This window comes from Catenibacterium sp., from assembly GCF_052354645.1.
GTDB classification, from domain to species: domain Bacteria; phylum Bacillota_I; class Bacilli_A; order Erysipelotrichales; family Coprobacillaceae; genus Catenibacterium; species Catenibacterium mitsuoka_A.
In genome coordinates, this window is sequence record NZ_DAWDDM010000087.1 from 1 (window position 1) to 7,428 (window position 7,428).

Here is a 7,428-nt window from a genome sequence, read left to right on the forward strand (position 1 = left end):
GTAATATACGTTTACTCCTTCTTAAATAATTCTTATAATAATTATAGAGGAAAAACATAAACGAAAGCGCAGGTGAATATTATGAATGTTTCTCAATCTCTTTATAGCAGCTTATTTCTTAAGCTTCTACCATTATTGATTGTATCATTATTCCTTACATTCTTATTAGTAAATGCAAAAATGTTTAAGCTATTTTATCTACTTATAGGTGTAGAAGTCATTGGTACATTTGTGATGCACTATAGTACGATATCGATGTCTATGATGTTATATGAACAGACAAAAGCCTTTAGTACTCTTTCTAATATGTTCATCATAGTTGGAATGTATCTTCTTATTCCTCTTCTTTCAATCATACTCTATATAATATTAAGAAAAAGAATTTAAGAGCGATTTAGTCAATCGCTCTTTTAAGTTTGAGATACGTAAGTCCTACACATGTAGTCATGATTTCAGATAGTGGTAATGATGCCCAGATTCCTTTCATACCTAATTGTGAAAGAATGATAGATGCAGGTACGATAAGTACTACACCACGTAATAGAATAAGTGTAGAAGCTATTTTAGCGCTTTCTATTGAAGTAAAGTATGTCGTTAAGACAATGTTTACCCCTGCAAAGAATAGGCCAATAAACATTATTTTAAAGCCTTCTATTGCTAGTGTATATAATGTTGGATTGTTTGTCTTATTAAATAGAGAAGTAATCATAGAGGCATTTGTGAAGACTGTTAAGTAAATTGTGAAAGATATTAATAAAGAAATAGTAAGAGTCATTCTTCTTAACATAATAAGATTCTTTGTATCATGAGAACCATATGATTCACTAGTAAGAGGCTGCATACCATTTGCAAGACCATTAAATATTGCAACACATACAAGCCATATATTACATACAACACCATAAGCAGCAACACCTATATTACCTGTAATCTTTAATATAAGTGTATTAAAAAGAAGAACAACTAAACCACTTGATATCTCTATCAACATAGAAGGAAAACCTAGTTTAATAATTCTTTGAATCATAGAGAATTGAAAACGAAGCTGAACGGGATGGAATGTATTCTTCTTTTTAATGAAGTGTAAAGAGAGAATACTTAAGCCAATCAAAGGTGCAAGACTTGTCGCAAAAACAGCACCAAACATTCCCATATGACATAAGAATATAAATACATAGTCTAGTACAACATTCATCAGTGAAGCTACAATCATAGCTGTTGTCGCAAGAGCGGGATTGTTATCATTTCTTACTAATGCATTGAGTGCATTATTGAAGATAAAGGCAGGTGTAAATATCATAATAGTTCTTAGATAAATGACTGTATCTTGTAATACGGCATCATTGGCTCCTAGCATTCTTGCAAGAGAAGGACTATATAATACTCCTGTAATCATGAAAAGTACTCCTATTACAAGTCCTAAAAGCACTGTATGATCAAATACCTGATTGATTTCATCGTGCTTGTGATCTATTTTCAGGATAGATAATCTAATACCAGATCCTATTCCTAACATGAGCCCTATCCCATAAATAAAATTAAATACAGGTATCGCAAGATTCAATGCAGTGAGTCCTTTATCCCCTATTCCCTGGGCAATAAAGAATGTATCAGCAAGTATATAAAACGATATAGCCATTTCTCCCAATATGCTTAAACATATATATTTAATAAATCTTTGTTTCATAGTTTTCCCCCTTTATAAAAAAAAGAAATAGTGAACTCACTATTTCAATTCTTTTGCGAGACCTCCTAGAGATGTTTCTTTATAAGCAACATTCAAGTCTTTGCCTGTTTCTTTCATAACTCTTACAACTGTATCGAAAGGTACTTTATTCTTACGTACATAACCTAACTGCCCTGCAAGCATAGCCGCATCATAAGCACGTAATGCAGCCAAAGCATTTCTTTCAATACAAGGAATCTGTACATAACCACCTACTGGGTCACATGTTAATCCCAAGTTATGTTCCAATCCCATTTCTGCTGCATAATCAACAAGACTATTATTTAACTCATTGATCCAGGCCATAGAGGCACTTGCCATCGCACAAGCTGTTCCTACTTCTGCCTGACATCCTCCATCTGCACCAGCAATAGTCGCATTATATTTAACTGTATTACCATATAATCCTCCAATCGCAAGTGCTTTGACTAAGTCTCTCTTTTTTAAGCCCATTTGATGATATGCATAATAGAGAATAGCTGGTAGTACACCACTTGCACCACATGTTGGTGCAGTAACAATCATATGACCATCTGCATTCTCTTCAGAAACTGCATAAGCATAGCTGGCAATAAATAAACGTTCCTGAGCCATTTCATGATGTGTGTTTAAAGCCTGTTGATACATAGAACCAGCTACTCTTTTTAATTGCAGACTGCCCTGTAAGATTCCCTGTGTATGTAACCCATTTTCTACACAGGTAAACATTGCTTCAAGAACTTCAAATAAATATTCTTTAAAGTTTTCATCTTCAAAACGTAAGACATAATCATAAAGTGATAATCCTTCATTTTCACAATAATCAATGACTTCACGCATTGTATGATGAGGATAGATTTCTACCTTATCCTCTTCTAAGTCTCCCTTAAAGTAAATTTCTCCTCCACCAATAGAATACGCTTCAATAGGTTTTAATGCTTCTCCACCACAATATACTGTGACTAACATCCCATTAGGATGGTAAGGTAATTCACCGCTCTTAAAAGAGAAATCACATGGTACAGGCGCAAATGTCTTCTGCATGATTTTATCTGTTAAATGTCCTTTACCAGTTAAAGATAAAGAACCATACAGATCAACATGTACCTTTTCCATATCTGGATAAAGTGATTTGATTCTTTCAGCGATTTTCATTGGTCCATAAGTATGAGATGAGGAAGGACCAATTCCTATCTTATAAAGTTCTCTAAGTGATTGCATGTATTATCCTCCTTTAAAAAAAGCAGGCTATGCCTGCTTTTATTTATTCTTTAATGCCTGTTTAGCAAGTGCTAATCCACCACATAATCCTGCATTATCAGCAAGTCCTGGATAAACAATATAATCCTTGATCTTATCTGTTGTAATTTCTTCTTTTGCAACATAGCCGTTCAACATTTCCTGAACGTATTTATGAATCATTGGGAATAACTGTTTCTGGTGCATAACACCTCCACCTAAAATAATCTTCTTAGGTGAGATTGTAAGAATATAAATACATAAAGCCTGAGCAATATAATAAGCTTCTAAATCCCATGCTGGATGATCAACAGGTAATTCTTTAGCACTCTTACCCCAGCGTTCTTCAATAGCTGGTCCAGCTGCTAAACCTTCAAAACATGTTCCATGATATGGACATTTACCCTTATAAGTATCTTCTGGGCGAGTGATCAATTTCATATGACCCATTTCAGGATGTAGTAAACCATGTACAAGATTACCTTCTACAACAGCACCTCCACCTACACCTGTACCAATAGTCAAGTATAATGCGCTATTTAATCCTTTTGCAGCACCAAATTCTACTTCACCTAAACATGCACTATTTACATCAGTATCAAATCCTACAGGAACACCTGGGAATGCTTCTTCTAAATCCTTTACGACATTATGATTAGACCATCCTGGTTTAGGAGTAGTAGTGACACTTCCATAAGTAGGACTTGTCTTATCTGGGTCAATTGGGCCAAATGATCCAAAGCCAATAGCTTCTACACCCTTATCCTTGAAGAATTCAATTGTTTTCTTCATTGTTTCTTCTGGTGTTGTAGTTGGGAAAGATTCTCTTTCAAAGATATTACCATTCTCATCACCAACACCAACAACGAACTTTGTTCCTCCACCTTCAATAGTACCTAATTTCATTATCCTTTACCTCCATAATAGTAATCACTCATATTTTAAATTATTTACTACTAAAAGTAAACGAGCTTTTTTTAAGGTATGAAATTTTTAGGCTACCATCTTATCATTTTTATAGTAAGCATATTGATCTAAAGAATAACCATGTTCCTGCATGACCTTGGTCATGATTGTTCCTTCAATCATCGCACGTTTAGCAGTTATTACTTTATAGTTTTCTTCCTCATTATGAGTATGAATAATATCCATTAATTGATTATGTATCTCATAATAAAGGCTGCATAAAGTATCTAAACTCTGATTCTGTAAGAAAACAATGTAATTTTCATCAAAAAGCAAATCATCCATGAAAAATGCCTCCTTCTAGGAGACATTATATCATACTTATTTATATTTATCTGTATGTAGAATCTTATTTGCGTTTTCTACACGTTCATTTGTAGGTGGATCAATTCCTTCTAGCTGATATTCTAAGTTAAGTTCCTTCCACTTATATACACCAAGAGTATGATAAGGAAGAACTTCTACCTTTTTCACATTACTTAAAGTATCAATATAATCAGCTAAAGCATGAAGATCTTCATCATAATCACTTCTTTCAGGAACAAGTACATGTCTAATCCAGATAGGCTTATTGATATCATTCAAATATTGAATCATATCAAGAACACGCTTGTTTGAAGCACCTGTTAATACCTGATGTCTTTCGTCATTAATTTCTTTAATGTCAACCATCAATAAATCAGTATATTTCATTAATTCCTCAAACTTAGAGAAGAAAGGTTCTTCTCTTGTAAAGCATGCACCACTTGTATCAATACATGTATTGATTCCTGCAGCTTTAGCAAGTTTAAAGAATTCTAATAAGAAATCAATCTGTACAAGTGGTTCACCACCAGATACAGTAATTCCACCATCTTTACCCCAATAAGGTTCAAAACGCAAGGCACGGTCTAATGCCTGCTGTGGTGTCCATTCTTCAAACTTCTGACTTGCCCATGTATCTGGGTTATGACAGAATTGACATCTAAAAGGACATCCATGTAGAAATAAGATAAAACGTACACCTGGTCCATCTACAAGACCAAATGTTTCAACGGAATGTACACGAGCGTTCATTACATTCTCCTCCTCTATAAAAAACAGTCTCATAAGAGACTGTTTTAATTATTACATATGCTCGTGACAAGTTCTAGCAATTACGTCCAACTGCTGTTCTCTAGTTAAGTCAATGAACTTAACTGCATAACCAGATACACGGATTGTGAAGTTTGCATATTCTGGTTTTTCTGGATGTTCCATTGCATCGATTAACTTTTCTTTACCGAATACGTTAACGTTTAAGTGATGAGCACCCTGTCTGAAGTAACCATCCATAACTGTTACTAACTTATCAGCTCTTTCAGCTTCGTCATGACCTAAAGCACTTGGAGCAATTGTCTGAGTATTTGAGATACCATCTAATGCCCATTCGTAAGGTAACTTAGCAACTGAGTTTAATGAAGCAAGTAAACCGTTCTTTTCTGCACCATATGATGGGTTAGCACCTGGAGATAATGGTTCACCAGCTTTACGTCCATCAGGTAATGAACCTGTAGCCTTACCATAAACTACGTTAGAAGTGATTGTTAAGATTGAAGTAGTTGGTTCAGAATTTCTATATGTATGATGCTGTTTGATCTTTTCTAAGAATGTATGTAATAACCAAACTGCGATGTTGTCAGCTCTGTCATCATCGTTACCATAACGAGGGAAGTCACCTTCAACTTCGTAATCAACTACGATACCATCTTCATCTCTGATAGTCTTAACCTTAGCATATTTAATTGCGCTTAATGAGTCTACTACATGTGAGAAACCAGCAATACCAGTAGCGAATGTTCTACGAACATCAGTATCGATTAATGCCATTTCTGCAGCTTCATAGTAGTATTTATCATGCATGTACTGGATTAAGTTTAATGTATTTACATATAAGTCTGCTAACCAGCCCATCATGTTTTCATATTTCTTGATAACTTCATCATAATCAAGATATTCAGAAGTAATTCCTCTATATTCAGGACCTACCTGCTGTTTAGTCTTTTCATCGACACCACCATTGATAGCGTAAGTTAAGCACTTAGCTAAGTTAGCTCTTGCACCGAAGAACTGCATTTCTTTACCAGTCTGAGTAGCTGATACACAGCAGCAGATTGAATAGTCATCGCCCCATACAGGTCTCATAACGTCATCGTTTTCATACTGAATTGATGAAGTATCGATAGAAATCTTAGCAGCATACTTCTTGAAGTTTTCTGGTAATGCTTCTGTATATAGAACTGTTAAGTTTGGTTCTGGAGAAGGACCCATATCTTCTAATGTATGTAAGAAACGGTAGTCATTCTTTGTAACCATTGAACGTCCGTCAGTACCTAAACCTGCAACTTCAAGAGTAGCCCATACTGGGTCACCAGAGAATAATGCATTGTATGATGGGATACGTGCGAACTTAACCATACGGAATTTCATAACGATATGGTCAACTAATTCCTGAGCTTCGCTTTCAGTTAATGTACCGTTAGCTAAATCTCTTTCAATATAGATATCAAGGAATGTAGAGATACGTCCAACTGACATAGCTGCACCATTCTGAGTCTTGATAGCTGCTAAATAACCAAAGTATAACCACTGGAATGCTTCACGAGCGTTAGTAGCTGGTTTAGAAATATCATAACCATAAGCTTCAGCCATCTTCTTCATATTGTTAAGAGCTCTTACCTGTTCAGCAATTTCTTCTCTCTTTCTGATGATGTCTTCAGTCATAGATCCGCTACCGCAGTTAGCAAAGTCTTCTTTCTTCCATTCAATTAATGCATCGATACCGTATAAAGCAACTCTTCTGTAGTCACCAACAATACGTCCACGACCATATGTATCTGGAAGACCAGTGATAATCTTATTATGACGTGCTTTCATAATTTCAGGAGTGTAAACATCAAATACACCCTGGTTATGAGTCTTATGATATTCAGTAAAGATTTTGTGTAATTCTGGGTTTGGTGTGTAACCATAAGTTTCGCAAGCCTGTTCAGCCATACGGATACCACCATAAGGCATGAATGCTCTCTTTAAAGGCTTATCTGTCTGTAAACCAACAACAGTTTCTAAGTCCTTCATGCTTTCATCAATATAACCAGGTCCATAAGCAGTTAAACCAGAAACCACTTCAGTTTCCATATCAAGAACTCCGCCTTTAGCTCTTTCTTCTGCCTGAAGTTCCTGTAATCTGCCCCATAATTTATTAGTTGCTTCTGTAGGTTCAGCTAAGAATGATTCATCGCCATCATATGGTTTGTAGTTATTCTGAATGAAGTCTCTAGTATTTACTTCTTCTTTCCATAAGCGGCCTTTGAATCCAGCCCACGCATCAGCAAAACGATTTGTATCCATTGTAACAATTCCTCCTTAAAGTATAAAAAACTACTGAATTTTGTTACTCATCCTTTTCAGCGATTTCAATATACCATTATTCAAAATGTTTGTCTATGGATTTGCTTACATTTTTGTATGCGTTTTCTGTAAACGTATAACATTTTTTA

7 protein-coding genes are annotated in these 7,428 nt (G+C 35.2%); 1 reads left to right on the forward strand and 6 read right to left on the reverse strand.

The window, feature by feature from the left end; all coding sequences use genetic code 11:
- Positions 1–81: 81 nt before the first annotated feature.
- Positions 82–387: a hypothetical protein gene (locus ACT8VG_RS05345; RefSeq protein WP_444195346.1), complete on the forward strand. Its 306-nt coding sequence runs from the start codon at positions 82–84 to the stop codon at positions 385–387.
- Positions 388–394: 7 nt separating this feature from the next.
- On the opposite strand, the gene ACT8VG_RS05350 is transcribed toward ACT8VG_RS05345, so the two are convergent.
- From ACT8VG_RS05350 to pflB, 6 genes are all read right to left on the reverse strand, one after another.
- Entirely contained in the window at positions 395–1,687 is a 1,293-nt protein-coding gene (locus ACT8VG_RS05350; protein ID WP_418967442.1) for an MATE family efflux transporter, read from the reverse strand.
- Positions 1,688–1,726: 39 nt separating this feature from the next.
- Complete coding sequence (locus ACT8VG_RS05355; protein WP_117458304.1) at positions 1,727–2,926, reverse strand: L-serine ammonia-lyase, iron-sulfur-dependent, subunit alpha; 1,200 nt, start codon at positions 2,924–2,926, stop codon at positions 1,727–1,729.
- 39 nt (positions 2,927–2,965) lie between these two features.
- Positions 2,966–3,850: an ROK family protein gene (locus ACT8VG_RS05360; protein ID WP_117458303.1), complete on the reverse strand. Its 885-nt coding sequence runs from the start codon at positions 3,848–3,850 to the stop codon at positions 2,966–2,968.
- An 87-nt stretch (positions 3,851–3,937) separates the two neighbouring features.
- Positions 3,938–4,195, reverse strand: coding sequence for a hypothetical protein (locus tag ACT8VG_RS05365; RefSeq protein ID WP_444195347.1), 258 nt, complete (start codon positions 4,193–4,195; stop codon positions 3,938–3,940).
- Between the two features lie 36 nt (positions 4,196–4,231).
- A complete protein-coding gene (gene pflA / locus ACT8VG_RS05370) occupies positions 4,232–4,966 on the reverse strand; it encodes a pyruvate formate-lyase-activating protein (RefSeq protein WP_022424479.1) in 735 nt (244 codons plus the stop codon).
- 51 nt (positions 4,967–5,017) lie between these two features.
- Positions 5,018–7,279 (reverse strand): formate C-acetyltransferase, encoded by a 2,262-nt coding sequence (gene pflB / locus ACT8VG_RS05375; RefSeq protein ID WP_444195348.1) that lies wholly within the window; start codon positions 7,277–7,279, stop codon positions 5,018–5,020.
- Between the last annotated feature and the right edge of the window lie 149 nt (positions 7,280–7,428).

What these genes read in the sequence shown, in the direction of transcription:
- ACT8VG_RS05345 (WP_444195346.1), top strand. Translation starts at nt 82, where the DNA reads ATGAATGTTTCTCAATCTCTTTATAGCAGCTTATTTCTTAAGCTTCTA.
- ACT8VG_RS05350 (WP_418967442.1), bottom strand. Translation starts at nt 1,687, where the DNA reads ATGAAACAAAGATTTATTAAATATATATGTTTAAGCATATTGGGAGAA.
- ACT8VG_RS05355 (WP_117458304.1), bottom strand. Translation starts at nt 2,926, where the DNA reads ATGCAATCACTTAGAGAACTTTATAAGATAGGAATTGGTCCTTCCTCA.
- ACT8VG_RS05360 (WP_117458303.1), bottom strand. Translation starts at nt 3,850, where the DNA reads ATGAAATTAGGTACTATTGAAGGTGGAGGAACAAAGTTCGTTGTTGGT.
- ACT8VG_RS05365 (WP_444195347.1), bottom strand. Translation starts at nt 4,195, where the DNA reads ATGGATGATTTGCTTTTTGATGAAAATTACATTGTTTTCTTACAGAAT.
- pflA (WP_022424479.1), bottom strand. Translation starts at nt 4,966, where the DNA reads ATGAACGCTCGTGTACATTCCGTTGAAACATTTGGTCTTGTAGATGGA.
- pflB (WP_444195348.1), bottom strand. Translation starts at nt 7,279, where the DNA reads ATGGATACAAATCGTTTTGCTGATGCGTGGGCTGGATTCAAAGGCCGC.